29 protein-coding genes are annotated in these 26578 nt (G+C 40.6%); 21 read left to right on the plus strand and 8 right to left on the minus strand.

What is annotated here, in order from left to right:
• Nucleotides 1-74: 74 nt before the first annotated feature.
• The 3 genes from IEV52_RS18345 to IEV52_RS18355 are packed head-to-tail and all read right to left on the minus strand — an operon-like array spanning nucleotide 75 to nucleotide 1985.
• The gene (locus tag IEV52_RS18345; protein WP_188404036.1) at nucleotides 75-872 is read right to left on the minus strand and encodes a CPBP family glutamic-type intramembrane protease; all 798 of its coding nucleotides are present in this window, start codon (nucleotides 870-872) and stop codon (nucleotides 75-77) included.
• Between the two features lie 20 nt (nucleotides 873-892).
• The gene (locus IEV52_RS18350; protein WP_188404037.1) at nucleotides 893-1714 is read right to left on the minus strand and encodes a sugar phosphate isomerase/epimerase; all 822 of its coding nucleotides are present in this window, start codon (nucleotides 1712-1714) and stop codon (nucleotides 893-895) included.
• A gap of 58 nt (nucleotides 1715-1772) precedes the next feature.
• Nucleotides 1773-1985, minus strand: a complete 213-nt coding sequence (locus tag IEV52_RS18355) for a hypothetical protein (RefSeq protein WP_188404038.1) — start codon at nucleotides 1983-1985, stop codon at nucleotides 1773-1775.
• A gap of 360 nt (nucleotides 1986-2345) precedes the next feature.
• Between IEV52_RS18355 and IEV52_RS18360 the strand changes: the two genes are divergently transcribed.
• The 8 genes from IEV52_RS18360 to IEV52_RS18395 all read left to right on the plus strand — a co-directional run bounded on the left by IEV52_RS18360 (nucleotide 2346) and on the right by IEV52_RS18395 (nucleotide 11261).
• Nucleotides 2346-3254, plus strand: a complete 909-nt coding sequence (locus tag IEV52_RS18360) for a diacylglycerol kinase (RefSeq protein ID WP_188404039.1) — start codon at nucleotides 2346-2348, stop codon at nucleotides 3252-3254.
• 67 nt (nucleotides 3255-3321) lie between these two features.
• The gene (locus IEV52_RS18365; protein WP_188404040.1) at nucleotides 3322-3951 is read left to right on the plus strand and encodes a class I SAM-dependent methyltransferase; all 630 of its coding nucleotides are present in this window, start codon (nucleotides 3322-3324) and stop codon (nucleotides 3949-3951) included.
• A gap of 99 nt (nucleotides 3952-4050) precedes the next feature.
• Entirely contained in the window at nucleotides 4051-5427 is a 1377-nt protein-coding gene (gene rlmD / locus IEV52_RS18370; RefSeq protein WP_188404041.1) for a 23S rRNA (uracil(1939)-C(5))-methyltransferase RlmD, read from the plus strand.
• Nucleotides 5428-5745: 318 nt separating this feature from the next.
• Nucleotides 5746-6702 carry a tRNA dihydrouridine synthase gene (locus IEV52_RS18375; RefSeq protein WP_188404042.1) on the plus strand — a complete coding sequence of 319 codons (957 nt, stop codon included), beginning with the start codon at nucleotides 5746-5748 and terminating at the stop codon, nucleotides 6700-6702.
• 334 nt (nucleotides 6703-7036) lie between these two features.
• Complete coding sequence (locus tag IEV52_RS18380; protein WP_188404043.1) at nucleotides 7037-8710, plus strand: M4 family metallopeptidase; 1674 nt, start codon at nucleotides 7037-7039, stop codon at nucleotides 8708-8710.
• 351 nt (nucleotides 8711-9061) lie between these two features.
• Nucleotides 9062-10300, plus strand: coding sequence for a serine/threonine transporter SstT (sstT, locus tag IEV52_RS18385; RefSeq protein ID WP_188404044.1), 1239 nt, complete (start codon nucleotides 9062-9064; stop codon nucleotides 10298-10300).
• A 170-nt stretch (nucleotides 10301-10470) separates the two neighbouring features.
• Nucleotides 10471-10866 carry a VOC family protein gene (locus tag IEV52_RS18390; RefSeq protein WP_188404045.1) on the plus strand — a complete coding sequence of 132 codons (396 nt, stop codon included), beginning with the start codon at nucleotides 10471-10473 and terminating at the stop codon, nucleotides 10864-10866.
• A 23-nt stretch (nucleotides 10867-10889) separates the two neighbouring features.
• Nucleotides 10890-11261 (plus strand): MmcQ/YjbR family DNA-binding protein, encoded by a 372-nt coding sequence (locus IEV52_RS18395; RefSeq protein ID WP_229754363.1) that lies wholly within the window; start codon nucleotides 10890-10892, stop codon nucleotides 11259-11261.
• A gap of 128 nt (nucleotides 11262-11389) precedes the next feature.
• Here the strand turns inward: IEV52_RS18395 and IEV52_RS18400 are convergent, their stop codons facing one another.
• On the minus strand, nucleotides 11390-12907 hold the full coding sequence (locus IEV52_RS18400) for a multicopper oxidase family protein (protein WP_188404046.1): 1518 nt from the start codon (nucleotides 12905-12907) through the stop codon (nucleotides 11390-11392).
• Nucleotides 12908-13149: 242 nt separating this feature from the next.
• Here IEV52_RS18400 and IEV52_RS18405 point away from each other — a divergent pair, with 242 nt between their 5' ends.
• From IEV52_RS18405 to IEV52_RS18425, 5 genes are all read left to right on the plus strand, one after another.
• A complete protein-coding gene (locus IEV52_RS18405) occupies nucleotides 13150-14232 on the plus strand; it encodes a PQQ-dependent sugar dehydrogenase (protein ID WP_308464582.1) in 1083 nt (360 codons plus the stop codon).
• A gap of 96 nt (nucleotides 14233-14328) precedes the next feature.
• On the plus strand, nucleotides 14329-14790 hold the full coding sequence (locus tag IEV52_RS18410) for a hypothetical protein (RefSeq protein ID WP_240460756.1): 462 nt from the start codon (nucleotides 14329-14331) through the stop codon (nucleotides 14788-14790).
• A 144-nt stretch (nucleotides 14791-14934) separates the two neighbouring features.
• Nucleotides 14935-15654: a VCBS repeat-containing protein gene (locus tag IEV52_RS18415; protein ID WP_188404048.1), complete on the plus strand. Its 720-nt coding sequence runs from the start codon at nucleotides 14935-14937 to the stop codon at nucleotides 15652-15654.
• 213 nt (nucleotides 15655-15867) lie between these two features.
• A complete protein-coding gene (locus IEV52_RS18420) occupies nucleotides 15868-16992 on the plus strand; it encodes an NADH-dependent flavin oxidoreductase (RefSeq protein WP_188404049.1) in 1125 nt (374 codons plus the stop codon).
• 114 nt (nucleotides 16993-17106) lie between these two features.
• On the plus strand, nucleotides 17107-18231 hold the full coding sequence (locus tag IEV52_RS18425; RefSeq protein WP_188404050.1) for an NAD(P)/FAD-dependent oxidoreductase: 1125 nt from the start codon (nucleotides 17107-17109) through the stop codon (nucleotides 18229-18231).
• Nucleotides 18232-18266: 35 nt separating this feature from the next.
• Here IEV52_RS18425 and IEV52_RS18430 read toward each other — a convergent pair whose 3' ends face one another.
• Nucleotides 18267-18755, minus strand: a complete 489-nt coding sequence (locus IEV52_RS18430; protein ID WP_188404051.1) for a hypothetical protein — start codon at nucleotides 18753-18755, stop codon at nucleotides 18267-18269.
• A 97-nt stretch (nucleotides 18756-18852) separates the two neighbouring features.
• Between IEV52_RS18430 and IEV52_RS18435 the strand changes: the two genes are divergently transcribed.
• From IEV52_RS18435 to IEV52_RS18470, 8 genes are all read left to right on the plus strand, one after another.
• On the plus strand, nucleotides 18853-19437 hold the full coding sequence (locus IEV52_RS18435) for a vWA domain-containing protein (protein WP_188404052.1): 585 nt from the start codon (nucleotides 18853-18855) through the stop codon (nucleotides 19435-19437).
• A 136-nt stretch (nucleotides 19438-19573) separates the two neighbouring features.
• Nucleotides 19574-19960: a GntR family transcriptional regulator gene (locus IEV52_RS18440; RefSeq protein WP_188404053.1), complete on the plus strand. Its 387-nt coding sequence runs from the start codon at nucleotides 19574-19576 to the stop codon at nucleotides 19958-19960.
• Complete coding sequence (locus tag IEV52_RS18445; RefSeq protein WP_188404054.1) at nucleotides 19957-20853, plus strand: ABC transporter ATP-binding protein; 897 nt, start codon at nucleotides 19957-19959, stop codon at nucleotides 20851-20853. Before IEV52_RS18440 ends, IEV52_RS18445 begins: the two co-directional genes overlap by 4 nt.
• Nucleotides 20840-21583 (plus strand): hypothetical protein, encoded by a 744-nt coding sequence (locus IEV52_RS18450; RefSeq protein WP_188404055.1) that lies wholly within the window; start codon nucleotides 20840-20842, stop codon nucleotides 21581-21583. The genes IEV52_RS18445 and IEV52_RS18450 overlap by 14 nt, the downstream gene beginning before the upstream one ends.
• Nucleotides 21580-22296, plus strand: a complete 717-nt coding sequence (locus tag IEV52_RS18455) for a hypothetical protein (protein ID WP_188404056.1) — start codon at nucleotides 21580-21582, stop codon at nucleotides 22294-22296. The genes IEV52_RS18450 and IEV52_RS18455 overlap by 4 nt, the downstream gene beginning before the upstream one ends.
• A gap of 133 nt (nucleotides 22297-22429) precedes the next feature.
• The gene (locus tag IEV52_RS18460; RefSeq protein ID WP_188404057.1) at nucleotides 22430-23056 is read left to right on the plus strand and encodes a class I SAM-dependent methyltransferase; all 627 of its coding nucleotides are present in this window, start codon (nucleotides 22430-22432) and stop codon (nucleotides 23054-23056) included.
• Entirely contained in the window at nucleotides 23053-24153 is a 1101-nt protein-coding gene (locus IEV52_RS18465) for a threonine aldolase family protein (protein ID WP_188404058.1), read from the plus strand. The genes IEV52_RS18460 and IEV52_RS18465 overlap by 4 nt, the downstream gene beginning before the upstream one ends.
• Before the next feature lie 72 nt (nucleotides 24154-24225).
• Nucleotides 24226-24447 (plus strand): hypothetical protein, encoded by a 222-nt coding sequence (locus IEV52_RS18470; RefSeq protein ID WP_188404059.1) that lies wholly within the window; start codon nucleotides 24226-24228, stop codon nucleotides 24445-24447.
• Here IEV52_RS18470 and IEV52_RS18475 read toward each other — a convergent pair.
• The 3 genes from IEV52_RS18475 to IEV52_RS18485 form a co-directional block, all read right to left on the minus strand.
• A complete protein-coding gene (locus IEV52_RS18475; RefSeq protein ID WP_188404060.1) occupies nucleotides 24444-25058 on the minus strand; it encodes a TasA family protein in 615 nt (204 codons plus the stop codon). The genes IEV52_RS18470 and IEV52_RS18475 overlap by 4 nt on opposite strands.
• Before the next feature lie 84 nt (nucleotides 25059-25142).
• A complete protein-coding gene (sipW, locus tag IEV52_RS18480; RefSeq protein ID WP_188404061.1) occupies nucleotides 25143-25688 on the minus strand; it encodes a signal peptidase I SipW in 546 nt (181 codons plus the stop codon).
• Nucleotides 25657-26319, minus strand: coding sequence for a hypothetical protein (locus IEV52_RS18485; protein ID WP_188404062.1), 663 nt, complete (start codon nucleotides 26317-26319; stop codon nucleotides 25657-25659). Before IEV52_RS18485 ends, sipW begins: the two co-directional genes overlap by 32 nt.
• Nucleotides 26320-26578: the final 259 nt, after the last annotated feature.

Consider the following 26578-nt stretch of genomic DNA (forward strand, 5'->3'; position numbering starts at 1 on the left):
TATGACCCGCCTCGAATTCTTCAAAAGAAAAAACAAAAAAATACTGGATATTCTCCAGTATTTTAAGAAAGCTATTAAACTAGCTTTAGTATGGGTAGTAAAATCAGCTGTGTTACAATATGCACCATCATGTGGGCAATCATCGCGTACTCTAAACCTTTCTTCCAAAACAGATAACCAAAAAAAACAGCGAGGATTCCGTTCAACATGAAAGAACGTACTATGAGTAAGGCGGTGAGCTCTCCATATAGAGCTTCAGTTGCAGGCAAATGTCCTGCTGAAAAGATAAGTGCCGCAAGGGTGATTCCAATCCAATAAAAAGACAATGGAATATTATTGCCGTTTTTCTTAAAAATAAAAGATAATACCCAAACAATAAGTGTCATCAGGAAAAGCCGGACCATTACTTCTTCAACTATTCCTCCGTAAAAAACACCGCCAAGTGCAGCTTTCCACCATACGACTCCCTCTCCGTTTCCTATCTTAGGAATGCGGGGTTGAAACAGAAATACATCGGTTGCTACCAACAAAAGTGATCCCATGGCACCACCGATAACAGCAACTTTTAAAGCCGTGTGGTCTATAACAGGTTTCTTTTTCTCCAGAAGCCAGGTCTGAAGCAGCGGGAGTGTAAGTCCTGTTCGCTTTGTAAGCTTTAAACCAATCCAGCTTAAAACGGTGGTTATTAACCCAATTTGAAAAGCAGCTGCAGCGATCATAACAGGCAGGGGCACTGGTGCTTTTCCGACTATCGCTTTGTAATCAGCTTCACTCAGTGCAGATTTTAATGACTCTAATTGATAAGGAACGACGAATGCTCCTGCAAATAAGCCGAGCAACCCTAGGAATAATGCTATTTTCAGATACTTCAATGATAAGACCTCCAAATAGACTACTTACCTTTTAAAATATCATTTCTTAACCAATTTATGCCTTCTTTCACAAATTTTTGTGAAGGATTAGAATGTGGTGTATGCTCTAATACCCAATATAGATCTTGGCATGTTGAAAGATCACTTAGAATGTCTTTTATCGGATAATGAGAGCCATCATTCTCATGGGAAGGGTGGATCGGTATCCATATGTATTTGTCACCTATAAATTCAATGTTATGGAGATGAACAACTTTAATATGGTCTTTCCATTTATGAATCATGCCGAGTGCATGTTCACCGGCTGCTAGTATGTAGTCACCAATATCAATGCATAGCTTTAACCCATACTTTTCCCAAAGTGATAGAGGAAAGTCATGTAAATACTGTATTCCTTTAGGTGATTTCCACAATCCAAGCTTCGGTTCACAGACAATCGGTAAATTATATTCGACTTGAAGGGCCGATAACCGTTGTAATCCAGCTTCTATTAACTCGATAGGGTTTTCGGTCTCATCCTGAAAATAAGGGAAATGAACCAGGATATATTGAGCCTCATATTCGGCAAGACGTTTCATTTCGCTCTCAAACTGTACCCAAGCCTCCTCAGGTTTGTATTGAAACTCTACTAATAAGTCATATTTGCTCTGATTTCGGAAAAGGGGAGAGTGAACCCCAAACGTTTTGTTGCTTGATTGCTGAAGCTTCAAAAAGATTTGAAACGTTTCCTCGCTCTCAAACTCTCCGATTTCTATATGAGTAACTTCTCCTATGAAAAGATTATGAAGTTTAGTTGTGTCAGACATTATGGTACTTCCGGAAATAGCAATCTGGTGTGACATATGTGTCTCCTTTCAGAATGATATGCGTGAAAAAAGACAGGATGTGGGATCCCGCCTTTTAAGCTCCACCGCTTCCACTGCCGCCAGAATGATGATTTTGTTGAGAGTTAGTCCAGGCAGCTGCGTTATTAATCTTGTTGTTATCACTGAGGTATTGCTCTGCTTCATATTCTTGGTTATATCTTTTGTATCTCTGCTTCGTTTTCCATTGGACTAAAGCAAACAGCAAAAGGACTGCTGCGAGAGGTCCAAAAATAAAAAGCCAAAACATGAAAAACACCTCCTAACAAAGTTTTGCAGTGCTGTAGTAAACGTATGAAAGTAAATCTTAGATATGCTTATGTAGTAACAAGTCGTCAACAAAGCGGCACTTAAAAAAATCCCAATTTGAATATTCCATAAATAGACATAAAAACCCTTTTTTAGGGGTCTGTCCCGGGACAGACCCCCTACAATTCAGACACAATTTAACACAATATGGCATATTCCTTCTTTGCTTTTTATGACAGGTATCACTATAATATAAGAGGAATCGACAGAAGCAGTCCAACAGGGCTGTTTTTTGCAGTTATACAGGAAACAGATTTAGGTTAAAACTTTTAAGAGAAGTCATATAACGAAGGTGAAAGATATGAAACGAGCTAGACTTATATATAATCCAAGTTCCGGAAGAGAAACCGTTAAAAAGCAGCTTCCATATATTTTAGACAGACTTGAAAACGCAGGATATGAAACCTCTTGTCATGCCACTACACCAGAAGATGGCTGCGCTACACGTGCGGCACGCGCTGCTGGTGATCGAGGCTTCGACCTTGTGATCGCTGCCGGTGGAGACGGTACGATCTATGAAGTGGTAAACGGTCTTGCAGGCTTAGAGAAGCGTCCTATGCTCGGTATTATTCCGGCAGGTACTACAAACGATTTTGCTCGTGCAGTAGGCGTTCCACGTACAATCGAAGGAGCTTGTGACGTACTTTGCGGCGGTGTTCATATGCCGGTTGATATCGGTAAAGTGAATGATAAATTCTTCATTAATATTGCTGGAGGCGGACGTATTACAGAGCTTACATATGAAGTACCCAGCAAGCTCAAGACAATGATTGGCCAGCTGGCCTATTTCTTAAAAGGAATCGAGATGCTTCCATCGATCCGTCCTACATTTGTAGAAATCGAGTTTGATGATAAAGAGAAATACGAAGGCGAGATCATGCTGTTCTTAGTGGCAAACACGAATTCAGTCGGGGGCTTCGAAAAGCTTGCTCCATCTTCGGAATTCCACGATGGTCTTTTTGATGTTCTTATTTTAAAGAAAACGAATCTCGCTGAGTTTGTACGAATTGCTTCTCTTGCGATCAGAGGCGAACACATTCACGATGACCATGTCATCTATAAAAAAGCGAAACGTGTAAAAGTAACACCTTCCGAAAAGATGCAGATCAACCTTGATGGGGAATTAGGGGGCATTTTACCTGGCGAGTTTGAAAACTTGCACCACCATTTTGAACTGCTTGTTCCTAAAGAGCGAATCAAACCAGAATAATAGCAAACGAGAAGAACACCTGATGCAGAAGAAGCAGATGGTGTTCTTTTTTATAGGAGGATTAAAGATGAAGAACAGTTCGAACATTGCCAAATATAAACGGCTTGCTCCGCTTTACGATCAGCTCATGGGTAACAGGTTATTCCGGAAAGCACGTAAGCAGGCTTTTTCAGAGATCGATATAAAAGATGGGGATTCCCTGTTATTAGTAGGGGTAGGAACAGGAGAAGATTTCCCATTTCTTCCGAACACTAATCAGGTGATTGGAATTGATCTTTCTGAAGATATGTTAAAAATAGCAGAAACGAAAGCGAAAGGACGTAACATAACACTGATGCAAATGAATGCAGAGCATATGGATTTTCAAAATCAAATGTTCAATGTCATTGTATTAAATTTGATTTTAAGCGTTGTTGAGCATCCTGAAAAAGTTCTAGAGAAAAGTTTAAAACATTTATCGCCAGGAGGAACTCTTTTAATCTTTGATAAGTTCATAGAACCAGATAAAAAACCAAATGTCCTAAGGAAAGTGTTAAACAAGATTACATCGGCTATTGGAACAGATATTAACCGGGATTTTAATGAGATGAAAATGGGACTGCCCATTGAAATACAAAAGAAATATCAAACACTAAATGGCCTTTATACAATTATAGTGGCTCGGGAAAGTCATACAGCAAACCATATATCCATATAGCCTCTCAAAGGTCTGTTATTTTTACATACTGCCATTTGGTGTCAACCTGCAGTTGTGCTACAATCAGAAAAGCATAATGGACAAAAAGGGACGATGAAAATGACAAAGGCTGAATTGCCTGTTCATAAAAATGAGAGTTATGAAGTAGATATTGTAGATTTAACCCATGAGGGAGCTGGAGTAGCTCGTGTAAATGGGTTTACGCTGTTTATTCCAAATACATTGCCAGGCGAACGTGCGAAGATAAAGGTCGTTGGTGTGAAAAAGGGCTTTGGATTCGGACGTTTAGAAGAGCTGATGGAACCAAGCCCTGAACGTGTCGATCCGCTTTGCCCCATCTATAAATGGTGTGGAGGCTGCCAGCTGCAGCACTTATCGTACGAGGGCCAGTTAGAATACAAACGTAAGCAAGTGGAAGATGTGCTGACAAGGATCGGAAAGCTCGAAAACGTGCCTGTACTTCCGACTCTCGGCATGGGAGAAGAACCTTGGCGCTACAGAAATAAAGCGCAAGTACCTGTAGGTGAGCGTGACGGCCGTATCATCACAGGCTTTTATCAAAAACGGAGCCATGAGATCGTGGAGATGGACAGCTGCATCATCACAGGCGATACAAACGATGACGCGGTTCAAGCGGTAAAAGAAATCGTTAATAAATACAACATCAGTGCTTATGATGAACACAAACATAAAGGCATCCTGCGCCACATCATCGCGCGTTATGGCAAAACAACAGGCGACTTGATGATCGTCCTTGTAACAAACGGAAAAGACCTGCCGCAGCGTAAGAAGATTATTGAAGATATTAGAGAGGCATTGCCTGAGATTAAGTCGATCGTGCAGAACGTGAATACCAAACGTACGAATGTGATCTTTGGAGATGAAACTCGCGTGCTTTGGGGAGCAGAATACATCTATGACTTTATCGGCGACATCAAATTTGCCATCTCAGCTCGTTCGTTCTATCAGATCAACCCAGATCAGACAAAAGTGCTTTACGATCAGGCGCTAAAATATGCTGAGCTGAACGGAGACGAAACGGTGATTGACGCATATTGCGGAATCGGGACGATCTCGTTGTTCCTTGCACAAAAAGCAAAGAAAGTTTACGGCGTTGAAATCGTACCAGAAGCGATAGAAGATGCGAGACGCAACGCAGAACTGAACAACATCACGAACGCAGAGTTTGCAGTAGGAAAGTCTGAGGAAGTGATTCCTGAGTGGAAGAAACAAGGCATCTCGCCAGATGTAATCGTCGTCGACCCGCCACGTAAAGGCTGTGACGAGGAACTGCTCAAAACGATTATTGAAATGAAGCCAAAACGAGTGGTCTATGTCAGCTGTAACCCGTCAACGCTTGCACGCGACCTGCGAATCTTGGAAGATGGCGGATTTAAAACGGTGGAAGTACAACCAGTGGACATGTTTCCGCAGACGACACATTGTGAGGCAGTTGCGAAACTTATACTCTCATAAATCTAAGAGCCTTATTCCTTGGTGAATGAGGCTTTTTAGTTTACTTTTAATTCTTTATTTTCAAAAAGTAGCGGTCGCGTATTTGAAGTTAGTATAATAGGAAAGCTACTGAAATAGAAAAATTCTATACCATCTGCTTTTTTGTTTGTGAAAATACCATTCAGAACCAAATAAATATTTCGCTCTGAATAATAATTTTCCATGAATTATAAATGTACAGTGTTTGATAATCAGTTAGTAGTCATGATATAAGTGTAAAAGAATATTTTTTACCGGGATTTTGAAGTTGTATCCATAGTGAGAGGATTTGAACTTGAAATGATAGATAATTTTTGGCGTGATTTACCGCGTCCATTTTTTGTACTTGCACCAATGGAAGATGTGACAGATGTTGTTTTTCGTCACGTAGTAAGTGAAGCCGGCCGGCCGGATGTATTTTTCACAGAGTTTACAAACTCGGATAGCTATTGTCATCCAGAAGGCATGAAAAGTGTCCGCGGCCGTTTGACGTTTACAGAAGATGAACAGCCAATGGTGGCACATATTTGGGGCGATAATCCCGAATATTTCCGTCAAATGAGTATTGGCATGGCAGAGATGGGATTTAAAGGTGTTGATATTAACATGGGCTGCCCTGTACCGAATGTGGCATCTAGAGGGAAAGGCAGTGGCCTTATTCTGCGTCCGGACGTTGCGGCAGAACTTATTCAAGCAGCAAAAGTGGGCGGACTGCCTGTCAGCGTGAAAACACGACTTGGCTTCAAGGAAGTAAATGAGTGGGAGGAGTGGCTTACGCATATTTTAAAACAGGATATTGCGAACCTTTCTATTCATTTACGTACAAGAGAGGAAATGAGCCAAGTAGATGCGCATTGGGAGCTTATTCCGGAAATCAAAAAATTACGTGACCGTATCGCACCAAATACGCTCTTAACAATCAATGGAGATATTCCTGACCGTCAAACCGGGCTGCAGCTTGCTGAACAATATGGTATTGATGGCGTAATGATCGGGAGGGGGATTTTTAAAAATCCTTTTGCTTTTGAAAAAGAGCCAAAAGAGCACAGCAGTAAAGAGTACCTTGATCTTTTAAGACTGCAGCTTGACCTTCAGGATCAATATGCCGAAGCAGTGCCCCGTTCAATCACAGGGCTTCATCGCTTTTTTAAAATCTATGTCAAAGGATTTCCTGGAGCTGCTGAATTACGAAATCAATTGATGAACACGAAATCAACAGATGAAGTGCGTGCAGTGCTTGATAACTTTGAAAATTGATTGAACTTATTTAGTTCTAAAGTAATGCTGCTCATAATAAGCACTTACTAGAACCAAAGTCAGAATAAAGATGTGCGAAATGAGGAAGGAGAAAGCAGGACAAAGTCTGCTGACTCCTTCTTTTTTTATTGGTTAAACGCTAGGCAGAGGCTCCTTTTTATATTAACCTTATACCCATTTTCATCATTTTAATTGGTAGATTATACCTATAGAATCCTATTCATTAACATTGCTTTCTTATTATTAATAATATTAAGATAATTCATATTATTCATTTAAATAGACTCGTTATTCTCTATAATTAAATTATCCAATTAATAGGAGGTAACAAATGGTGAAGAAAAAGCTTATTGCACCTATAGTTCTGTCGTCAGCGTTGTTGGCAGGTTCTATTCCAGTTAATGTTTTTGCACAGCCTGTTAATTCAAGTGAGATTAGTAGTGTACAAGCGTCTAAGGAGTGGAAGGAAAGAGCGAGTGTTCCTTTTTTTGTAAAAGATCGATCGGCAGAGAAGTTCTCTTCTGGCAGCGCTTCCAATGCATTAAATTATTTGAAGAAAAACGAAGATAAAACCGGAATTAAAAATCCGGATAAACATTTAAAAGTTAAAAGTGTACAAAAGGATGAACTGGGTATGACTCACGTCCGATTTACTCAGGCAATCAATGGAATTAGTGTGGAAGGATCCGAAGTTATGGTTCATTTTAATGAGAAACATGAAATCGTATCCGTGAACGGACGAACAAATCAGACTCTTGCCGATGCCGCAGTAGATACGGCTGCTTCCATAAGCAGTGATGCTGCACTTCAAGTGGCTTTATCTTCTGTTAACGCCCCGGAGGAACTGACATATGAGCCAACTACTGAGCTTGTTGTCTTTCCTTTTGAAAAGAAAAATCATACAGCTTATAAAGTGAATGTGAACTTTATGGGCGATGAACCTGGAAACTGGTTTGTGTATGTGGATGCAAATTCAGGAAAAGTCATCGATAAATTTAATGGCTTAATGCATGTTGAAGAAAATAAAACACAAAAAGGTGTTGGAAAAGGCGTTCATGGTGAACACAGGGAATTACATGTTACTCGAGTGAAGGAAGAGGGATCTGGAACTAAGTTTGCGTTAGCAGATTACTCTCATGAGAATCTTGGAGGAATCGAAACGTATGATGCTAAAAATGACAACACTTCTAGTAATGATACACTTTATGTTGGGAATTCTGCTGCATTTATCGGCGACTATGATCGAGCACTTGTCGATGCACACTATAATTCAGAAAAGGTTTATGATTATTTTCTAAATGAACATGGCCGTAATTCTCTAGATGGAAAGGGAATGGCGATCATCTCTAAAGTTCACTATGGCAACAATTACAACAATGCTTCCTGGAATGGGCGTTGGATGACCTATGGTGATGGCGATGGTAAGTTCATGATCTCTCTATCTGCTGGTCTTGATGTTGCTGCCCACGAAATGACTCATGGTGTCATTACTCATTCAGCAAATTTAGTTTACCGCAATCAATCCGGTGCACTAAACGAGTCGTTTGCTGACGTCTTTGGTGCACTCGTTGACGATAGTGATTGGGAAATGGGCGAGGATATTATGGCACCGGCTGCAAAGGCTGACGGTGTAACAGTATTGCGCAGCTTAAGTAATCCAAACGGTGTTGTAGTCGCAAATGAGCAAAGAAGGGCGTACAGTACAAATGGCGGAGTCTATCCGGATCATATGGACGAGTTTTATAATATGCCAACTTCGGTAGATGGCGGTGGAGTCCATGTTAACTCTTCCATTACAAACCATGCCGCATACTTGATTGGCCAAGAAATTGGAAGGGAAAAATTAGGGAAAATCTACTATCGTGCTTTAACTGTTTATTTAACTTCAAATTCCAATTTTAGCGACGCACGGCAGGCAATCGTTCAATCTGCAATCGATCTTTATGGTGAAGGCAGCGAGGAAGAAGCTGCAGTTCATTCTGAATTTGATGCAGTGGGAATTTACTAAAAGCCTATTTGACGAAACTATTGTCACGAATGGTTTCCATTCTAGGGATGATATTTATCAGATAAAAGAATAAAATGCTCACTGATGCACCTCAGGAAACTTCCTGAGGTGTTTTTATTTTATCAACTATTAAAAATAGACTAAAAAATTATTAAGAATATTTAAATAATTACAACTTTTTTAAATAAAAAAAATAAAATTGTAATATATCAAAAGACTCACTATACTTAATGGAAAGACAGTTGTCTTTATACAGTGGAATTCAAGAGAATGTATTAGTAATAGACTTATCGCAGGGTTTTGAGAAATGAGTAATAGCTTTACAAATCTATCAAACGAGTGGGGACATCTATGAAAAGTATACTGAAAAAGTGGAGTCAGTTGAGTCTGGTAAAACAAATCATTGCAGGTTTGATTGTTGGTATTATCCTTGCTCTAACAATCCCGCAAGCAGCAAAACCTGTTGTCATTTTTGGTTCTTTATTTGTAGGTGCTTTGAAGGCAATTGCACCTGTGTTGGTACTCTTCTTGGTTATGTCTGCCATCGCCCAACACAAGAAGGGCCAGCAAACGAACATGAAATCCATTATCTTCCTATACCTTTTAGGAACCTTTTTAGCTGGATTAATCGCCGTTATTGCAAGTTTTATTTTTCCTGTAGGCTTAACACTTGCAAAGGGAGCGGAGGGTGTAACGCCTCCTGGCGGTGTTGTCGAGGTTTTAAAAACATTACTGCTGAACGTAGTTGATAACCCGGTTAATGCCATTGTAAATGCGAACTATATTGGTATTTTATCTTGGGCGATACTCCTTGGGTTGGCTTTGCGAAATGCCGCTGATACAACAAAAACGATGATCTCTAATTTTTCAGATGCGGTTGCCAAACTGGTTACTTGGGTAATTAAGTTTGCTCCATTAGGAATCATGGGTCTCGTATTTGAGTCTATTACTGCAAATGGAATTGATGCGTTGCTAGGCTATGGGAAATTACTTGCCTTATTGATTGGTTGTATGATCTTCGTAGCGCTGGTTGTCAATCCGATCATCGTGTTTGCAGCTATAAGGCAAAACCCTTACCCGCTTGTATTTAAGTGCTTAAAGGAAAGCGGTATTACTGCATTCTTTACACGCAGCTCAGCTTCAAATATTCCAGTAAACATGAGGTTATGCGAGAAGCTAGGTTTGGATAAGGACAGTTATTCAGTATCCATTCCATTAGGTGCAACCATCAATATGGCTGGTGCCGCTGTTACTATTTCTGTTTTGACACTTGCAGCGGTTCATACACTTGGCATCCAAGTGGACCTCCCTACAGCCATTCTCCTTAGCATCCTATCAGCTATATGTGCTTGTGGTGCTTCAGGGGTTGCTGGTGGATCATTATTACTGATTCCTCTGGCATGCAGCTTATTTGGAATTCCAGCTGATGTTGCTATGCAGGTAGTTGGAGTAGGATTTATCATAGGTGTTTTACAAGACTCTTTTGAAACGGCACTTAACTCATCTACTGACGTACTTTTCACCGCAGCAGCTGAATATAAAGAGTGGCGTAAAGAAGGAAAAAAAATAAATATCAACAAAGCAGCATAAAGAAGAAAACCGCTTAATTTGTGATTGAACTGCACCCCAATGATTAGACTCGGCTAATAATTGGAGGTGCATTTTTTATGGAAAAACCGTACTTTGGTTAAGAGGAATTTTAAGTAAATACATTGAATGACTTAAGGTAGTAGAAATTCTTGAAAAAATAGGAGGAAATCATGGGAAGATTAATTCATTTTGAAATTCATGTGGATAATATGGAACGGGCAATGAAGTTTTATGGAGAGGTATTCGGGTGGTCATTCGAAGACTGGAGTGAATATGCAGGAAGGCCTTACTTTGGGGCCGTGACAGGGGACGAGAATGAAATGGGGATCAATGGGGCTTTGATGAAGCGGCAAAGTGCTCCACCTGAACCTCACCAAGCATTAAATGGATTTGCTTGCACAATGGGTGTTGAAGATTACGATCAAACAGAGGCTAAAATTCTTGAGAATGGTGGCAAGGTTGCAATGCCTAAATATGCCCTTCCTGGAATGGCTTGGCAAGGATACTATATGGATACCGAAGGCAATATTTTCGGAATCCATCAACCTGATGAGAATGCAAAATAGAATCCTTTAGGGTGAATAAAAACATGAAATCACAAGACACGGCAGGCATGCTTGAAAATGTGCGCAATATCTGTCTTGCACTGCCCGAAGCAGTTGAACATATTGACGGTTTTGGTCACAATACGTTTAAAATTAATGGAAAATCATTCGTCATATCAGGCGAAAGCGAGAAAGGATTCAGCTTGTCGTTCAAGTCAGATCGGGAAACTCAAGAATTCTTGCTGCAGAAAGAGCATTTTTTTAAAACTCCATACATAGGGCGACATGGGTGGGTATCTATTGAAAATCCGGAGCGTGGAGCCTGGGATGAATTGATCGGTCTTATTCAGGAAGCCTATTTACGTGCGGCACCGAAGCGTTTAGTTAAGAAATGGATGGAGTTGCATCAAAGTTGAAAAAAGGATATCTGCCTTACTTTTTTAAGGACCTTATCCTATAATCGTATACAATTTAAAAGAAGGCAACTACCCCTTATGGGAGTTGCCTTTTTACGTTTAAAAAAAGCGGTTGTTAGAAGATAAATTTACATATCTGTTTGGTGTCTATTTGAATTGGAATGATTGGAGGAATGAAAAGGTATGATTTTTAACGGTCTCATCATATCATGGTCTTCATGCTCTAAACGGTGACAATGCCATACATAGTCTCCTGAAAATGGCTGAAACTTCATGATGATTCGAACTGTCTCTCCGCCAGCTACCAGGACTGTATCTTTTAAACCGTAATCTGCAGGGAGAGGAATTAACAGCCTTCCATCCTTATCGTAACGATCAAGGACACGAAAATTAACCAGATGTACATGAATAGGATGAATTCCCGGGGTTAAATTCACTAACTCCCATATTTCGATAGAATTGAGGAGTGGTGTTTCTGTAGCGGGGTCCATCCATTCTTTATCGTCAAATAAAAGCATAAGACGACCATATTCATCTTGTGAGTCATTTAATGTTATGCGTCTTATCTTTCTTACTTTATTTACTCGGAGGGGTTCAATACGGCTTAAGAGTAATGGGACTTTGCTTTGATCAGGGCAAGATAAAGATTTAGATACTCGGAATTCCATTATCTCACCAGTTGGATTTTCTAATTCAAAACCATCTTGTAATACTATTTTTTGTCCCCCTAATCTTGAAAAATCAACAACGATGTCGATTCGTTCAGCAGGTGAAACATCCAAACTTTCTACTTTAATCGGCCGGGTAAGCAGGCCGCCATCAGTTCCAATTAAATAAAAAGGACGTAGGTTGCTTAATTGGAACTTGTATGTTCGAGAATTAGAAGCGTTTAATAAACGAAATCTGTATTTGCGGGGCTCTACATTTAAAAATGGCCAGACTTTCCCGTTTACGGTAATCGTATCTCCTAAAAACGAAGGAACGATAGAAGGGTACGGTAAATTAGGAGATGGATTGTCTGGTTGTGCAGGATAAAAGAGCGAACCGTCCGGATTGAATGTTTTGTCTTGAATCATTAGTGGTACCTCGTATTTACCTTTCGGAAGGGGAAGTGTTCTTTCTTGTTCATCCCTAACGAAGTAAAGTCCTGCAAGACCTGCATACACATTCAGACGGGTAATTCCAAGTGCATGGTCATGGTACCAAAGGTTAGCTGCTCGTTCTGTATTTGGATAATGATAGATCTCTTTCATAAAGTGAGGGCCAGTTTGCTGAAAGTTTCTCGTAAACCAGGCTTCAGGATGACCGTCACTATCTGGTTCTGACGGGCTTCCGTGCAGGTGCACAACTGTTCGTACTTCTGGATTGTGATGTGCTCCGTGAATGGTTTTATCAACAGGTAAAAAGTGTTTTAAGGGTAAATGGTTTGTCCATCTCACATATATAGGCTGATTTTTTTCTACATTAAATGTTGGGCCTGGTACTTGCCCATTATATCCCCATACCTTCGTTTTAGGTAAATCTCTATGAAACTTGTGCAGTGTTTCAATCATACTCACTTCATAAAGCGGCGCCCCTTGATAAGATTCCTTGGGTGTAATAAACGAAGGGATAGGAAGGGCATCAACAAACTTTTTTAATTCCAAACATTTCAAACTCCTCTTTAAAAAGTTTCCTCTCATTATATTCAATGGTCAATCATTGGATTTTGCTTGTTTTAATGCCCAATCATAAAATCTTTTTTAACATCAACTACACTTTTGTCTATAAGCAGCATTCCAGATATGTTGAAGTAGCTACGAAAAGGTTCGTTAACTTAGAAACTATGTTAATTCTATCAATGATATGGCTAAACTATTATTAGTATAAAAATTTGTAAAAAATTGGGGTGTTCGTTTTGAAAGGATTCATCTTCACACTTGTTTCGGTTCTCATTCTTTCAGGATGTTTTAATGAAGATAAACAAACATCTGAAAAGAACGATAAAGAGGCTGTAGAAGTTCTTGCAAGACAAGCTGAGGTTATCGCAACAGATTTAGAAATACCTTGGAATATCAACAAACAGGATAACACCTTTTATATGAGCCAACGGCCAGGCTATATCATTAAAGTCGATGGGGATAGCGGTTCGAAAACAGTTCAGAATGTAGAGGTTACGAAGGAAGTCCTGCATTCAGGTGAGGGAGGATTGCTAGGTTTCATCCTTGCTCCTGACTTTAATGCTTCCCAAGAAGCGATTGCCTACCATACCTATAGACAGGATGGTGCTGTTTTTAACCGTATTATCGTGCTTAAACTTAACGGCAATACATGGACGGAAAGAGGAATTATACTCGAGGGAATCCCTGGAGGAAGAATCCATAACGGCGGGCGAATTCAAATTGGACCGGATGGAAAGTTGTACGCTACCGCAGGTGATGCCGGGAACCAGGAAAACGCTCAAAACATTCAAAGTCTGGGAGGCAAAATTTTGCGGATGGACTTGGATGGTACGATACCAAACGATAACCCATTTAGTAATTCTTATGTCTATTCTTATGGTCATCGAAATCCTCAAGGGTTGGCCTGGGATCAGAACGGAAATCTTTATAGCTCTGAGCATGGCCTGCAGGCTCACGATGAGATTAACTTGATAGAACCGGGAAAAAACTATGGCTGGCCGGTCATTGAGGGCGATGAACAAGCGCCTAATATGGTCTCTCCTTTATATCAATCAGGAGATGTCACATGGGCTCCATCTGGAATCGCGATTAAAGATGATAAAATCTATGTGGCGAATTTACGCGGTGAACGTATTCTAGTGTTCGATTTGACTGACAAAACCGTCAATACTTTTTTTGAAAACGCAGGGAGAATGCGGGATGTGCTGATTGAAGGAAATGCATTATATACGATTACGAATAATCGTGACGGGAGAGGAACCCCACGTGAAGGTGATGATAAATTATTCAGACTTCCTTTAGAGGAGTAATTTACACAATCACTGATTAGACCAATATCCTGAAATTTTTGAGACAAAAATACTTCACCCACATAGGATATAAGGAATTCCTAAAAGTGGGTGAAGATGTTGAACTATTATAGTTTTAGACAAGATTGGACCGCCGTTTTACAACTATTAAACCAAAGCCTATATGGTGAAGAGATGGTTTGTTCAATGAGTACGCAGCTCTATCACATCCCGGCAACCGCAAACCTAAAAGGAAATGGTGAAATGCATAATCACCTTGTTCCAGCTTCCTATCATCGGGTGACAGCAGCTGGGAGTGCGAGGCGGCTGCAAAATGGTGAATCTCATGAGTCTATCATTAAAACATTGGTCTCCTGTGTAGATAATGGACTAAAACAAGATCAAGAAGTAAAGAAATGGCTGCCTGTCATGAGAGACAATGCCCCTGAAGAGTATAAACCGTTTATTCAAACCATAATCGATTGGCAGGAGCAAACCGAACAAAGTTTATCTTCGGCTAAACGGCTTTTAAATCAAATGGGATATGGAACACAGGAGCTATTTCAGAATCAATATTGAAACTATCTTTTTCAATTAAATAGATTGTTACCAAGGCCAGCATCTTATGTTGGCTTTTTATTATTTCTGGTGCTCTATCCCAGTAACCATATTCCTGTTCGCCCATATGATATGAATAAAATTCATCCAAACAAGGAGCATGTTATGTATAACCAATACTATGGCAGGACTACCATGAATCCGAGTATCATTGCTTCTGCCAACGGAGATGTAACGGGAGATGGAGTTCCTGACACCGTGTATTTAACAGGAACAAAGACTCCTGACAGTCCGTTTATTCAGAATATCACTCTCGTCATACAGGATGGAAGAACAGGCGGTGTATCAAGGGTGCCGCTGCGTGAAAATGCGGGCTACAACCCTGTTTTATACTTGGGTGATTTTACCGGTAATCGAGTGAATGATATTCTTATAAGCATAAATTCGGGAGGCAGCGGTGCTTACACGTATGACTATGTTTATTCCTTCATAAACCATAATCCAGAGATCCTTTTTGATTATAATACCTATAACGAACAATACCAATATGAGGTTATTTATCAGGATAACTACAAAGTTAAAGTTATCAGCAAGAGCAATAATCAAACTTATTTCATAGACATTTCGACAAGAGATCCTGAGTATTTGAATGGTATATATCAGGCAAACGGCAAGCTGAAAAGTCCAGTAACGGGATTCGTTAATGCTTTAAGCGGGCTGTATCCGGTTGATTTTGACTGGAACGGTGTTTGTGAACTGCTAGCTTATCAAAAGGTAGCAGGGCTATATAATGCTGATGCTTTAGGTTATGTCATGAACACCTTGGGGTGGAAAAATAATCGTTTTGCTCTTCAGAATCAGTATTTAGCCATCTTTGGGTCTTAGCTAATAAGATCTAGCCCTGTAGTAGTCGGGTTAGATCTTTTTACTTTTCATGATACTCATCCATTAAGGGTATAAATAATTGGGATTGTACATACGGGGCTATTGTTCAAATCGTATTCTTTGATTTTATTGAGAACGGATACTAATATAAATAAGAACGTAACTTAAAAAAAGAAAGTAAAGTATAAAGAAGAAAAGGTGGAGAGACACAACATGATGAATGAGAAATATGCACCATTATTTAAACCTTTCAGCTTCAAAAACGGTGTGGAGTTAAAAAACCGTATCGTTATGGCACCGATGACAAATTTCTCATCAAATCCGGATGGAACGGTAACTGACGAAGAGATTCGCTATTATGAACGCCGTTCTGGAGGCGTTGGCATGGTGATCACAGCCTGTACCAATGTAACGGCTAACGGTAAGGGATTTCCTGGTGAGTTTGCAGGAGATACAGACGAGATGATTCCAAGCCTTCGGAGGTTGGCAGAAGCAATTAAAGCGAAGGGTTCAAAAGCCATCCTGCAGATCTTTCACGGCGGCCGTGAAGTTCCGCCAGAACTTGTTCCGAACGGGGATGTTGTGAGTGCCAGCGACATTCCATCTGCAGAAGGAAAGCCAGTCCCTCGTCTGCTGACAACATCTGAAGTAGAATCCATCATCCGTGATTTTGGAGAAGCGACAAGACGTGCTATTGAGGCGGGTTACGATGGTGTTGAAATTCATGGAGCGAACGGTTACCTCATTCAACAGTTCTTCTCACCTCACGCAAACCGCCGGGAAGATGAGTGGGGAGGATCTCTGGAAAAACGTATGGCGTTTCCTCTAGCAGTCGTAGATTCTGTGAAAAAAGCGGTGGCTGAGCATGCTGATGACTCCTTCATCGTCGGATATCGATTCTCGCCGGAAGAACCAGAAACACCTGGGATCACGATGGCTGACACGCTTTGCCTAGTGGACGCACTAAGCGAGAAGGAACTGGATTACCTACATGTTTCCTTGATGGATTTCTGGTCTGAGCCAAGACGAGGAGTAGACGATACTCGCCCACGCATTGAGATTATTCAAGAAAGAACAGGAGACCGCGTCCCGGTGATCGGTGTCGGTTCCATTTATACAGCAGAAGATGCCCTAAAAGCTGTTCAGACGGGTGTTCCTTTGATCGCCCTTGGGCGTGAGCTGATCATCGATCCGGATTGGGTACAAAAAATTGAACAAGGCAAAGAGACTGAAATCGTTACAAAGATCGATAAAGCGAAACAAAAAGAACTCGTCGTTCCAGATCCGTTATGGAACGCGATCATTAACTCACCGGGCTGGTTCCCTGGAGTGGAATAGATAGAAAAGAAGCAGGGCTGTCCTGCTTCTTTTTTTGTTTGCTCCTTCCTATGATACAATCTTATACAGATAAAGTTTGGTCGCAGGATAAATTATAGAAATCAAGGTGTTAGTATGGGAAAAATCGTTGTAATAGGAGCGGGAATACTAGGTGCATCTACTGCCTATCACCTAGCTAAGGCAGGGGCCGACGTTACTTTGGTGGATCGCCGGGATCGTGGGCAGGCGACGGATGCTGCAGCTGGAATCGTTTGTCCGTGGCTATCACAGCGCAGGAACAAAGCCTGGTATCAGCTGGCAAAAGGCGGTGCCAGTTATTACCCGGAATTGATCCGTCAACTGGAGGCTGACGGTGAAACGGAGACAGGGTATAAACGCGTAGGCACACTTAGTCTGCATACTGATCCAGATAAGCTGGAAAAAATGGCTGAACGAGCGCGTAAACGCCGTGAAGATGCTCCTGAAATCGGGGAAATTACGATTTTGTCACCAGAAGAAACAAAGCGGCTGTTCCCGCCTTTGTCAGCTGAATACGGTTCTGTTTTTGTAAGCGGCGGGGCTAGGGTGAATGGAAGAAAGATGCGAAATGCTTTAGTGAACGCAGCTGTCAAGAATGGTTCCGAAATGTTAAACGGAAATGCTTCCCTTAATCTCGAAAACGGTCGTGTAGCTGGGGTTAGTATCGATGGCAAAGCCTTGCAAGCCGATCAAGTCATCGTTACAGCAGGCGCATGGTCAAACGAAATTTTAAAGCCATTGGGGATCGAGTTCAAAGTAACACCGCAAAAAGCACAGATCATACATCTGAAGCTTCCTGAAACGGATACGGGCTTCTGGCCTGTTGTGATGCCCCCAACCAATCAATACATTCTTGCTTTTGAAGATGGACGTGTTGTTGTAGGAGCCACACACGAGGATGAAGCGGGGTTTGATGACCGGATAACGGCTGGTGGGGTGCATGAGATTCTGACGAAAGCATTGCCCATCGCTCCTGGTTTATCAGAAGCTGGACTGGTAGAAACACGAGTAGGCTTTCGGCCGTTCACTCCAGGTTTTCTGCCTGTTATCGGGGCATTGCCTGACTATAAAAATATTTGGGTAGCTAACGGACTCGGAGCATCTGGCTTAACGAGCGGCCCTTATTTAGGAGCAGAACTTGCAAAGCTTGCTCTTGGGAAGCCAACAGAACTAGACCTCTCCAACTATAATGTGGCAGGTGCTATTGAACACAAAAAATGAGAAAAGACAACTTCCAAAAGGGGAAGTTGTCTTTTTTACGTAGTACTTTTTAAGCTGAAATACTCCAAATATTCATTTACCTGATATACATCGTAAATTTTATTCGTTAAACAGAATTTAAAGATCAAATCGTTGGTATCGCTATTCGATAACGAAAATCCTGCTGACCCTAAGAGTTCATCTGTATCTTCTTCAGATAACTCTAAGGCAAGGGCAAGTGCAAGAATCGTATTTTTCTTTGGCCGGTAACCGATGGAACGTATTTTAGAGAAATGCTTTCGGTCTATACCAGCTTTTCTGTATACTTCAGCGTCAGAAAGACCTTTTTGGTCGATGAGTTGAAAAAGTTTTTGCTGCAGGGTTTGTTTTCGATTCTTATTGATGTAATGATCCAGCTCAAAGTGAATGCTCTGCTCCTGAATATCTTCTTCCATCCACCTCGGTGACTGACAAATCTGAATCTCTAGTAATAAGTGCTCCTGGATAAAAGCCTCTAGTTTCAATAAAATATTTTGATCAAGCATACGGCCAGCTCCTTAAATGTCGCTTTACAGGCGACCATTTGTTGGATAAATCTAACTATGATTATAGCATGACAAAAAGATAGGGAGAGGATTAGAAATGAACAAGAATTTAACGGAGATCGTTTTTCTGCTTGATCGTAGCGGTTCTATGTCAGGGCTCGAGAAAGACACGATCGGCGGTTTTAATGCTTTTATTGAAAGGCAATGCAAGCTGGAAGGAGAAACGTTGCTTACGACTGTGCTATTTGATGATCAATATGAAGTTTTATGGAATGGTGTTGATGCAAAGAAAACAAGATTAACAGATGAAGAGTATTACGTTAGAGGAACGACAGCACTGCTTGACGCAGTCGGAAAGACGATCTTGGATGTCGGATACAGGCTATCAAAGACTGATGAAAAATACAGACCGGGCAAGGTAATTTTTGTGATCACAACAGACGGCATGGAGAATGCGAGCCAGGAATTTACTTATAAAAAGGTAAAAGAATTGATTAGACACCAGCAGGAAAAATATAGCTGGGAGTTCATCTTTATGGGTGCCAACATAGATGCGGCACAGGAAGCGGACAGCATCGGAATCAGCGTGGAGAATGCTTTTGAGTTTGAGGCGTCGGAGGCTGGTGTTGTCAAAATGTATGACATAATGTGTGAGGCAGTTACGGAAAAAAGGCAGAAATAAAGATGAGAAAGGACAGCTCTTAAAAAAAACAGGCTGTCTTTTTTGTGTGTCGATAAATAAATTTTGTATAAATTGGTAATATATAGTACATTACAAGAGTAATGTACTAATGTGGTATGTCGGAGGTGAAATAAGTTTGATTTTAAATCCTGACAGTATGAAACCGATTTACATCCAGATCTCAGAATGGCTGGAAAGCGAAATACTAAACAGGACCATTGATACCAATGAAAAAATATATTCACAGTACCAGCTGGCTGAGATGTTCAATATCAACCCGGCAACGGCTGCCAAAGGAATCAATATTTTAGCAGATGAAAAGGTCCTTTATAAAAAACGGGGATTAGGGATGTTTGTTGCAGCAGATGCAAAAGAAATCATTCTTATAAAACGAAAGAATACGAAGCTTAATGCTATGGTAACAGAACTTGCGAAAGAAGCTGTACAGCTAAACGTGAGCGAAGAAGAACTCATCAATATGATCAGGGGAATGCACCAAAAGATAAAGGGGGAAGAGAAATGAAAACAGTCGAATGCATAGAGCTGACAAAGCAGTATGGCAAAACAAAGGCCATCAATAATTTGTCTTTCACATTATCGGAGAATAAGATAACGGGATTAATCGGAAGGAATGGAGCTGGAAAGACGACTCTGCTTAAAATGATTGCCGGTTACCTTCGCCACTCATCGGGTGAAATCCAGGTTTTCGGCGTGAACCCTTTTAACAGTTTAAAAGTATCGGCAAATACAATTTTTATAGATAACGGAATGAGCTTTTCAAATATGTTGACACTTTTAGAACTGCTTGAGTCGGCAAAACGGTTTTACCCAAACTGGAACCACGATCTTGCACTAAAATTATTTGATTACTTTTCATTTAGCCCTAACCTAAGCCACGTAAATCTTTCAAAAGGGATGAAAAGTACGTTCAACATGATTATCGGATTGGCAGCACGCTGTCCACTTACGATTTTTGATGAACCTACAAGCGGGATGGATGCCGGAACAAGAAAAGATTTCTACCGGGCGCTGCTAAAAGACTACATTGCCGAGCCAAGGACTATTATTCTTTCAAGCCACCTTATCGATGAGGTGGAAGACATCTTGGAAGAGGTTCTCCTGATCAAGAATGGTGAAAAACTTCTTCATACGCCTGTTGAAGAACTTAAGGAATTTGCAATTGGTATACGAGGGAAAACAGAGGCTCTCAAGGAATGGATGGAAAAAATAGAACCGATCTATATACAGGAAATCGGTGCAAATATCTCCTATGCTGTGATCAAAAATGACCGTTCGCTTATAGAGCTGGAAAATGCAAAAGCAATCGGTCTGGAAGTAGTCCCAGTTCCTACAGAAGATATATGCACGTATTTAACGAGTAAAACAAAGGGTGGTATCGATCATGTATTTAGCTGAAGTTAGTTCTTGGGAGATTGTCAAAAAACAGTACCGGTATAAGTTAAGATCTTATTTCGGCGTATTTTCTTCTTTGGTCGTAATACAGATTCTTGCTACTTTCTTTTCATTAAATGGTACTGGAATGAGTGGAGGCTCGTCAGGAACATTCTCATACAACGTAAACTATTATTCTGGTGATCTGATTCTTGCCTTTGTCATGATCTGGGGCTTTATTACAGCCATCATCATAACGACCAAAGCTTACCGCTATGATGATTATTCCTTTGTCACAAACCGTAAGATCAGCCATTTTTCAAACATTCTTTTTCTTATGTCTGCAAGTCTGTTTGCAGGAATTACAGTATTTCTTTCAAGCCACTTGTGCCGTTTGCTCGCTGTGTATGTAAAGCACGTGGATGGTATCATGATGAATCAGCTTACAATTACTCAGATCTTGAAGGGAGTAAGTGCAACAGTGCTCTATATCTTTCTTTTTGTAAGTATCGGCTATTTTGTTGGAATGCTGATCCAGGTTAACAGGCTGTTCAGCTTCTTGATTCCAGTAGGATTTATAGGATTTTTGATCATGGACGGGCTCCATAACGACCCGACGCTGCTGCAGACGATCGCATTGTTTTTCGGATCAGAAGCTTTGCTTACCTTGTTGTTCGTTAAGATTATTACGGTTTCAGCTTTATTTTACGTCTTAGCCATCCTGATCTCTAATCGCATGGAGGTGAGGTCATGACAGTCATGGTTTCGGTTCTGCCGATTCTTATAATTATTCTATTAGTAACCGGGATAGGGACATATGCATTTAAATCTCATAAAAAAAGATACCGCAGCCCGAGGAGAATGAAATGGGTTGTTGGGGGATACACGATCCTTTTATTTGTGGCAACGGTGTTATCCTATACATTTTTTCCTGGTAATCCTACAGAGAGCATAAGTTTCAGTGAAGAAGAAATAAGTAAAGTTGAAAATGAACAAGATAGAATGATTAATCTTGCACTTAATGGAACGCTGCCGAAAACTGATGGCATTTTTACTAAAAAGAAGACATGGACCTTTCCTTATGAAGAAAAGGATCTAAAGATATCTGATAAAAATGAGCAAGAATACCATGCAAATGTGTTTGTGGTCAGCAAGCCATCTGATGATGGAGTAATAGAAGCTGCTCATTATATGGGGAAAATGATCGTAGATGGCATCGATTTTACAGAAAAGAAAAATTTACCAAAAATAAATGTGGAGGAATCAACTTTAAGAATTAAGGCTCCAGAGGGGATAGAGGTTAACTTTACCAAATTCAGCGAGGGGTTTGCGTTCGATCAATTCACAAGAGGTCAAAGCTTGTTTTCTCGCAGTTACTTCTCCGTACACGGAAGTGAGTTCATTTTATTAAAGGTTCCTAAAAGTGTGAAGGTCAGTGGGGATTTTAACTATGTGAATATGGAATAAAATATTTTTGAAGGCAGGGAGGAGACAGATATTCCCTGTTTTTGCTTTGTTTTTTAATCATACATAAAATCATGGTGAAAACGCTCATCTGTTATGATAAGAAAATAAGCCTGTTAATCATGAGGAGTCATTTATGAAGGAACAGTATTTTGATAAATTGTTGAATATTCACACCCAAGGCAGCCAAAAGGGCTTCCATCCTTCCGTTCATTATAATCGGTACGAACCAACCCCCTATCATGCGCTGGAGATATTATTTAATCAATATCCCTTAAAGAACAGCGATAGAATGGTTGACTTTGGATGCGGCAAAGGAAGGTTAAACTTTTATGTCCACTATTTCTTTCAGGCATCAGCTGTTGGAATTGAGATGGATCAATCTTTTTATGAAGAGGCCCTTGAAAATAAAAGGAATTATATAAAGAAACACAGAAAAGGAAAAGAAAGCATTCATTTTCAATGCTGTTTGGCAGAAGAGTACAAAATCGATTCAAAAGATAATCGGTTTTATTTTTTTAATCCCTTTTCTCTGCAAATTTTTATTAAAGCGGTAAACAACATTTTGCGTTCAGTCGAGAAGTCACCAAGGGAAGTTGAAATTATTTTGTATTATGCACCAGAGGAGTACCTCTTTTTTCTAGAGAATCAAACAGCATTTGAGTTGAAAGAAGAGGTAATCCTGCCTGGTCTATACGAGCGTAATCCGTATGAAAAGTTCTTAATCTACCGTCTGTTGTACGGAAAGGAGAAACCCGTTTGAGTGAAAAGAGCCCTCTATTAGAAGCGTTTAAGCGAACGGACCATCAGCTGCCAGGCCATGGAAACCGCAACATCCAAGTATTAAAAGAAGCAATGAATAGGATGGATGGGCAGCTTGAAAGTGATGTTTATGGAAATGGCAGGATCATCGAGGATTTTCAAGAAAAAATAGCCGGTTATCTAGGCAAAGAGTCAGCTGTCTTTTTTCCGAGCGGAACGATGGCGCAGCAGATCGCTCTTCGTATTTGGTGTGACCAGAATGGAATTAAGAAAGTGGCTTATCATCCGTTGTGTCATCTGGAAATTCACGAAGAAGATGGTCTAAAGGAATTGCATGGGATAGAATCCATTCTGCTCGCAGATAAAAATAGAGTCATAACCATGGATGACGTAAGGAACATAAAAGAGGAAATTTCCTGCTTGCTGCTTGAACTTCCACAACGGGAGATCGGCGGGCAGCTGCCGGATTATGAAACCCTCCAAGCGATCTCTGATTACTGCCGGAATAAAGGGGTTAAGCTGCACCTGGATGGAGCAAGGCTTTTTGAGATACTGCCTTATTATCAAAAAACCGCAGCTGAAGTCTGTGCCCTTTTTGACAGCGTGTATGTCTCGTTTTACAAAGGAATCGGTGGAGTAGCTGGTGCGATCCTGGCAGGAGACAAAGGCTTTACAGAGCGATCTAAGGTTTGGAAAAGGCGTCATGGCGGCGATTTAATCAGTCTATACCCTTATATAGTCAGTGCGGACTATTATTTTGATCAACGGATCGGGAAGATGGGGGACTATCATGAAGGAGCAAAGGAACTGGCTGCTCTTTATCAGGATTGCGAAGGTGTACGCACTGTGCCGGTAAATCCGGTGTCTAATATGTTCCACTTATATTTTGATGCACCGAAGGAAGAGGTTGAGGCCATTCTAATCCAAACGTATGATGAGACGGGAATCGGTTTAACAGGATATGTTAAAGAGAATGGTGAAAAGAGCTGCTTTTGCGAGGTAAGCATTGGCGATAATTATTTACATGTACCTAAATCCGAGTTGGAAAACGCATTACAGGTACTGAATCAGAAGTTAAAAGAAAAAATTTTAGCATAAATCTGGAGAAGTTGACCAAAAAGGCTCTGTACCTCCCTTTTTGGTTAGCTTTTTTAAATGAATAGATGATCATTGGGTGAAAAGTTAGTGTTGATGGGCGGAAATAGCTTTTGTTTGGGCAAAAAGCAGGATCAGTTGGGCGAAAAAATGTCGAATACGGGTGAAAAGTGCACCCAACTGGGCGAACGTGTAATAAATAAAAGAACACGTACCGTAAAAATTAAATCAATTGCATTTGAAGGCCCGCAAACGCTAAAAAAGGACTGCCCCGAAAAGCAGTCCTTCCTACATTAATTGTTATCTGGATCCGTATCGTCGTTATAAGTGCCAGGAGTCTGTTTTGCGTTAAATGTCCAATCGACTTGAAGCTTGTCTCCTTGGAACTGGTTTTGGTCTTCACCGTTATCCACGAACTGAAACAATACGAACATCTTTTCTTTTTCACCAGGAGGGATGCCGTCAGGACGCTGTGTGCTTCCGACAAACTCGTCGATCGCTGTCAGATCAGGTGTTTGTTCCTTCAGCTGTGCGAGTGTCGTTTCAACGACAGGAACTGTTGCGCTGCTCGTGTTGTACATGATGGTTACTTTAATGTGGTTGGCAAGGTCATCGGTATTGTCGGATTTTGCATCCTCCACGGTATACTTTGTATCCAGCAATACTTGATAGATGTCTAGAGAACCTTTGTTTTCAAACGTAAACTCACGGTAAACCTCGTCGCCAGGTTTGATGTTGTCGATGTTTACTACGGCATTTGGATTGATGGACAGATCGAGCGTACCTGCTGCAAATGTGTTTTTGGTTTCAAACGTGTCACTAAAGTAGGCGAATGTTCCTCCGCCCATTAGTGATAACCCTAGTGCTGCTGTCATTACCCCTTTACTTATTGTCTTCGTAAATCCCATTTTCTTAACCTCCAATTTTAGTATGTGAATCAAATTTATTAAACTCGTATGTATGGATTAAATACATAGAGAGCTAACCTGAATTTACGCCCTTTCTACATCCAGTTTTCTAGCAGCTTTTATGATCGAGAAGAGTGCAGAAGCAAAGAGTATAAGCCCTGGTATGAATAAGAGAAGAGCAGAAGCTTCTTTCGATTGTGTAACATTCAGCGCGTAACCTGCATACGGAACCGTGAAGCCAGTATATTTGCCGATCACACTGCCTGATGGAACCATCCACATGTCAGGTCCGTCATTGTTATCTCCTTTTGTCTTATATGAGACTTGTCCATTCTTATTCGAAACCTCAATGATTCGGTGAGTGATCAGTTTTTCTTCCATTTGAAAAGTAATAATGTCTCCTTTTTTATAGGAGTCAGTGTCATCTGCCTGTTTGATAGAGATAATGGATCCGGTTTGAAAGACAGGCTCCATGGATCCCGATAGAACGGCTTTTATCTGGTAGCCAAAAATAGAAGGTTCTGCGCCTGTAAAGCGTGATGATAGAATGATAAAGGCCAGAATAAATATGACAAGGAGGAACATGCTGCCTCCCAGTCTAGCTGCTGCTTTCCATACTTTTTTCTTCATCTGCTGTCTTCCCTTCGTTTTGATCGATGGTTTCTGTTGGTTCAGCCTGTGGCACCACACCATCATCTGTCTTTTCAGGTTTTGCCTGTTTCATAGACTGTTTCTCTTTTTCCATCTCTTCTAATTTCTTGATCCGTAATTCAATAGATAAACGTGTATGTTTGATATATGGAAAATCGATAGTCTTCTTTATTTCCATCCTTACTTTATCAACCTGCAAGAAGCCGGTTTGGACAAAACGGTATGTATGGGGATCGAGTTTTTTAACTTGTTTATTTATGTTTGCAAGCTCAGTATGTACATTCTCAAAATCTAGCAATAAGGATTGAAGCTCTTGTTCTACCCCGATGACCGCAGACCGTGCTTTATTCAATTCTTCTAAATTTGCCTTCTCAGGGACTGTTGGCATCCTGCTTTTAGCCTTTATCATGTCCGTGAAAATGTTTTGTGCCTGATCAATCAGATCTTGAACCGCAGCTGGAAAGACAACAGCTGCTGAGATTTCAATCGGTTCTAGTGTAGTCTGACTGGAGAAGGAGGCCTCTGTCTGTCCTATGAATTGCGCTCCAGAATAGAAGCCGATCGAACATATTGTGGAAAGCATGATTGCTTTGCGAAATGTTCCTTTCAAATTCATCCCTCCCTCATCTCTCGTAATCTGATTTGACCCTATTATTGCAGAATCCTGAGAGATTTGTTATTGGGTTAATTAGCTGTCAAAACTTGGACATATTTTGTCGAATATAGACAGAAAACTGGGAAAAGCCCTGAACAACTGTTAAAAATTAACCCAATTGACCACTTTTGCAATCTTCTTAATAATTGGAATTATTCCGGAAGCACATTATGAAGAAGAGGTGAATGGATTGAAAAAGAACAAGAAACAAAGC

The organism is Fictibacillus barbaricus, assembly GCF_014635025.1.
In the GTDB taxonomy this organism is placed as follows: domain Bacteria; phylum Bacillota; class Bacilli; order Bacillales; family Fictibacillaceae; genus Fictibacillus; species Fictibacillus barbaricus.

What these genes read in the sequence shown, in the direction of transcription:
- IEV52_RS18350 (WP_188404037.1), bottom strand. Translation starts at nt 1,714, where the DNA reads ATGTCACACCAGATTGCTATTTCCGGAAGTACCATAATGTCTGACACA.
- IEV52_RS18355 (WP_188404038.1), bottom strand. Translation starts at nt 1,985, where the DNA reads ATGTTTTGGCTTTTTATTTTTGGACCTCTCGCAGCAGTCCTTTTGCTG.
- IEV52_RS18360 (WP_188404039.1), top strand. Translation starts at nt 2,346, where the DNA reads ATGAAACGAGCTAGACTTATATATAATCCAAGTTCCGGAAGAGAAACC.
- IEV52_RS18365 (WP_188404040.1), top strand. Translation starts at nt 3,322, where the DNA reads ATGAAGAACAGTTCGAACATTGCCAAATATAAACGGCTTGCTCCGCTT.
- rlmD (WP_188404041.1), top strand. Translation starts at nt 4,051, where the DNA reads ATGACAAAGGCTGAATTGCCTGTTCATAAAAATGAGAGTTATGAAGTA.
- IEV52_RS18375 (WP_188404042.1), top strand. Translation starts at nt 5,746, where the DNA reads ATGATAGATAATTTTTGGCGTGATTTACCGCGTCCATTTTTTGTACTT.
- sstT (WP_188404044.1), top strand. Translation starts at nt 9,062, where the DNA reads ATGAAAAGTATACTGAAAAAGTGGAGTCAGTTGAGTCTGGTAAAACAA.
- IEV52_RS18390 (WP_188404045.1), top strand. Translation starts at nt 10,471, where the DNA reads ATGGGAAGATTAATTCATTTTGAAATTCATGTGGATAATATGGAACGG.
- IEV52_RS18395 (WP_229754363.1), top strand. Translation starts at nt 10,890, where the DNA reads ATGAAATCACAAGACACGGCAGGCATGCTTGAAAATGTGCGCAATATC.
- IEV52_RS18410 (WP_240460756.1), top strand. Translation starts at nt 14,329, where the DNA reads ATGTTGAACTATTATAGTTTTAGACAAGATTGGACCGCCGTTTTACAA.
- IEV52_RS18415 (WP_188404048.1), top strand. Translation starts at nt 14,935, where the DNA reads ATGTATAACCAATACTATGGCAGGACTACCATGAATCCGAGTATCATT.
- IEV52_RS18420 (WP_188404049.1), top strand. Translation starts at nt 15,868, where the DNA reads ATGATGAATGAGAAATATGCACCATTATTTAAACCTTTCAGCTTCAAA.
- IEV52_RS18425 (WP_188404050.1), top strand. Translation starts at nt 17,107, where the DNA reads ATGGGAAAAATCGTTGTAATAGGAGCGGGAATACTAGGTGCATCTACT.
- IEV52_RS18430 (WP_188404051.1), bottom strand. Translation starts at nt 18,755, where the DNA reads ATGCTTGATCAAAATATTTTATTGAAACTAGAGGCTTTTATCCAGGAG.
- IEV52_RS18435 (WP_188404052.1), top strand. Translation starts at nt 18,853, where the DNA reads ATGAACAAGAATTTAACGGAGATCGTTTTTCTGCTTGATCGTAGCGGT.
- IEV52_RS18445 (WP_188404054.1), top strand. Translation starts at nt 19,957, where the DNA reads ATGAAAACAGTCGAATGCATAGAGCTGACAAAGCAGTATGGCAAAACA.
- IEV52_RS18450 (WP_188404055.1), top strand. Translation starts at nt 20,840, where the DNA reads ATGTATTTAGCTGAAGTTAGTTCTTGGGAGATTGTCAAAAAACAGTAC.
- IEV52_RS18455 (WP_188404056.1), top strand. Translation starts at nt 21,580, where the DNA reads ATGACAGTCATGGTTTCGGTTCTGCCGATTCTTATAATTATTCTATTA.
- IEV52_RS18460 (WP_188404057.1), top strand. Translation starts at nt 22,430, where the DNA reads ATGAAGGAACAGTATTTTGATAAATTGTTGAATATTCACACCCAAGGC.
- IEV52_RS18475 (WP_188404060.1), bottom strand. Translation starts at nt 25,058, where the DNA reads ATGGGATTTACGAAGACAATAAGTAAAGGGGTAATGACAGCAGCACTA.
- sipW (WP_188404061.1), bottom strand. Translation starts at nt 25,688, where the DNA reads ATGAAGAAAAAAGTATGGAAAGCAGCAGCTAGACTGGGAGGCAGCATG.